Source organism: Mesorhizobium sp. M2A.F.Ca.ET.067.02.1.1, from assembly GCF_004023285.1.
Lineage (GTDB): Bacteria > Pseudomonadota > Alphaproteobacteria > Rhizobiales > Rhizobiaceae > Mesorhizobium.
Window position 1 is genome coordinate 1 of the sequence record NZ_RZSB01000773.1, and the last position, 2,791, is coordinate 2,791.

Below are 2,791 nucleotides of genomic sequence, written 5' to 3' on the forward strand. Positions count from 1 at the left end.
CCTCAAGGCCTGGCGGGGCGATGAGCCCGCCTATGAGGATCGGCTGACGCTGTCCGCCAACGGTCTGGTCTACTTCGCGGCCGACTACCGGCGCATCACGCGGCTCGAGATCCGCACGCAGCACTACTGGCAGGCCGCTATCGACGATTTCGCCTACCGCACCGGCCCATAGGGCGGTTCATCGCGCCGCCGGAGCGGCGAGCCGGAACAGGAAACTGGAAGGACGTTGCTTTCTGCCGCTCCGGCGCGCGGCGCTTCGAGGTCAAGCGGCGGCGTCAGCAAGACACTCGCGGGGATGATCCGCAGGAGCGGGGCCCGCCATCCGAATGGCCGACATTGGAGTCGTGATGGCCGCCGCCATGGCCGCCATTGCTGCCGCCGTTTCCAGCGTTACCACCATTGCCGCCACTGTTTCCGGTGCCGCCGCCATTGCTCCCGCCGTTTCCGGCGCTACCGCCGTTGCCGCCACCGTTTCCGGCGCCCCCGCCATTGCCGCCGCCGTTTCCGGTGCCGCCGCCATTGCCGCCACCGTTTCCGCCGCCATTCCCTCCGTTGCCGCCATTCCCTCCGTTGCCGCCGTTCCCTCCATTGCCACCGTTTCCGCCGTTGCCACCGTTACCGCCATTCCCTCCATTGCCGCCGTTCCCTCCGTTGCCGCCGTTCCCGCCATTGCCACCGTTGCCGCCATTCCCACCGTTGCCGCCATTGGCCGCCAGAAGCGCGCGCTTGGCGTCCTGCAGCATGGCTTTCGCATCCGGCTGGTGGAGCTCGTCTCGCGGCTCTGGGAGGACCGACGCGGCATGGCTCGAAGTGGCCGCCGGCAGCAGCATGGCCGATGCCAAAAGCGCCGTGGCCAGCGTATTTCTCGGAAGGGGAAGGCGCGCGAAATCGGCCGTCGAGGCGAATTCGAGAATCCGTAAGCCTCGCGCCGGCCATCGCCGGGCAGCCTGCGCCCTGATCTTCATTGAGATGACCCCGCCACCGCCGTACCCCCGTCGCGACTATATCAGGTTCGATGCCCGTTCTCGATCATCCCAGAAAAAGTCAGGGCTTCGCGCGCCTCCACGGCCGGCGCGCTCAGGCCATTCGGTGTGCTCGCCTTATCCCCTCAGCGCACGCGCCGCCGCCTCGGCAAAGGAGATGTCGCCCTTGATCTCGCGCATCGCCATCGAGGTCACCGTGCGGCGCACGCCGGGCAGGCGGCTGAGCTCCTCGCGCAGCATGCGGTCGAGCGCCATCATATCGACGGTAACGATCTGCAGGAGATAGTCGGCTTCGCCCGTGGTGGCGTAGCAGCGGCGGATCAGCGGGTGCGTCTTCACCGCCGCCTCGAAGGCGTCGGACACCTCGAAGTCGATCGACACCTGGATGAAGGCCTCGATGCCGAAGCCGATCCTGGCCGGGTCGATGCGGGCCGAATATCCACGGATGACGCCTGCCTCTTCCAGCGCCTTCACGCGCTTCCAGCACGGCGTCTTGCTCAAGCCGACCTCCTCGGCGAGCTCGCCGAAGGAGATCCGCGCATCGCGCTCGAGCGCGGCGACTATTCTGCGGTCCAAGGCGTCCAGCACGGTTCGTTCTCCACTGGGGCAGGTAAGGTCAAAGATCGTCCTTCATTTCATGCCATTTGGATAACAGAAAGGAACAATGTTCAAGCCGGAAGCGCTATCCTTGTGGCGCGGTCATGCCGAGGAGGATGAGCCATGGACAAGACGGACTATCACGCCCGCATCGAGGCGCCCGAGATGCGCGACTACGGCGTCTATCTGAAATGCGACCAGCTGCTCGCCTGCCAGAAGCCGCTGGCCGAGATGGTCAACGCCGACGAATTGCAGTTCCAGATCGTGCACCAGGTCGAGGAGCTGTGGATGAAGCTCATCGCCTACACGCTGGTCGATGTTCTGGATTATCTGGAGAAGCAGAACACGCACCGCATCGTCACGCTGATGGGCCGCGTGCACCGGCTGATGCGCATGATGACGGCGCAGCTCGATCTCCTGGAGACCATGTCGCCCAAGGAGTATCAGCAGATCCGCCTGCAGCTCGGCAACGGCAGCGGCCAGGAATCGCCCGGCTTCAAGTTCCTGCTGCGCCTGCCGCCGGACCTTTGGCGGGCCTTCAGGCATGCCTATCTCGATGGCCGCGGGCTGACCGTGGCGGATATCTATGACGAGCATTACGACCATGGCGACGCCTATGTCGTGGCCGAGGCGCTGATCGAGTTCGACGAGCTGTTCCAGAAATTCCGCGCCAACCACCTCTATCTGATCCACCGCTCGATCGGGCTGGGCTCGAAGTCGCTGAAGGGCCGCCCGGTGGAGATGCTGGAAGGCGGCGCCCGCCACCGCTTCTTCCCCGAGCTGTGGGACATCCGTTGCGACATGACCGACCGCTGGGGCGCCGAATACGGCACCGTGCGGGACTCGATCAGCCATCCGGCGCAGGTGAAGGCCGGCTGAGCCTTCTTCCTCGCCCCGCGCGAAGCGGGGGGGAGAGGTGGCGCGGCGAAGCCGCGACGGAGAGGGGCCTTCGTAGAGCTAAAGCATGTCTCGCTAAAGCGCATGGAGCGAACCCGAGAGATCGTGTCGCGATTTAGAACTTCGGGCGCGCCACACCGTGCTTCTTCCTCTGTCGCCGGCGCTGCCCCCTCTCCGACCGCTTCGCGGCCACCTCTCCCCCGCCTCTGTGTACAGACTGGGGAGATGGTGGACAGGCGTTCGGAGACATCGTGGACACTTCCCGATCCTTGGATCGGGAGGGATGGAATGCCGTTTTACGAGGTGTCCATGAT

Annotated in this window: 3 protein-coding genes; 2 read left to right on the forward strand and 1 reads right to left on the reverse strand. The window is 65.4% G+C overall.

From position 1 onward, the window contains the following. The first annotated feature begins 347 nt into the window (after positions 1-347). Positions 348-920, forward strand: a complete 573-nt coding sequence (locus tag EOA28_RS39165; RefSeq protein ID WP_189342292.1) for a hypothetical protein — start codon at positions 348-350, stop codon at positions 918-920. 180 nt (positions 921-1,100) lie between these two features. Here EOA28_RS39165 and EOA28_RS31575 read toward each other — a convergent pair whose 3' ends face one another. After that, positions 1,101-1,571 carry an Lrp/AsnC family transcriptional regulator gene (locus EOA28_RS31575; RefSeq protein WP_127253839.1) on the reverse strand — a complete coding sequence of 157 codons (471 nt, stop codon included), beginning with the start codon at positions 1,569-1,571 and terminating at the stop codon, positions 1,101-1,103. Between the two features lie 132 nt (positions 1,572-1,703). On the opposite strand from EOA28_RS31575, the gene EOA28_RS31580 reads away from it, so the two are divergent. Continuing rightward, on the forward strand, positions 1,704-2,459 hold the full coding sequence (locus tag EOA28_RS31580; RefSeq protein WP_127253838.1) for a tryptophan 2,3-dioxygenase family protein: 756 nt from the start codon (positions 1,704-1,706) through the stop codon (positions 2,457-2,459). The last annotated feature ends 332 nt before the right edge of the window (positions 2,460-2,791 follow it).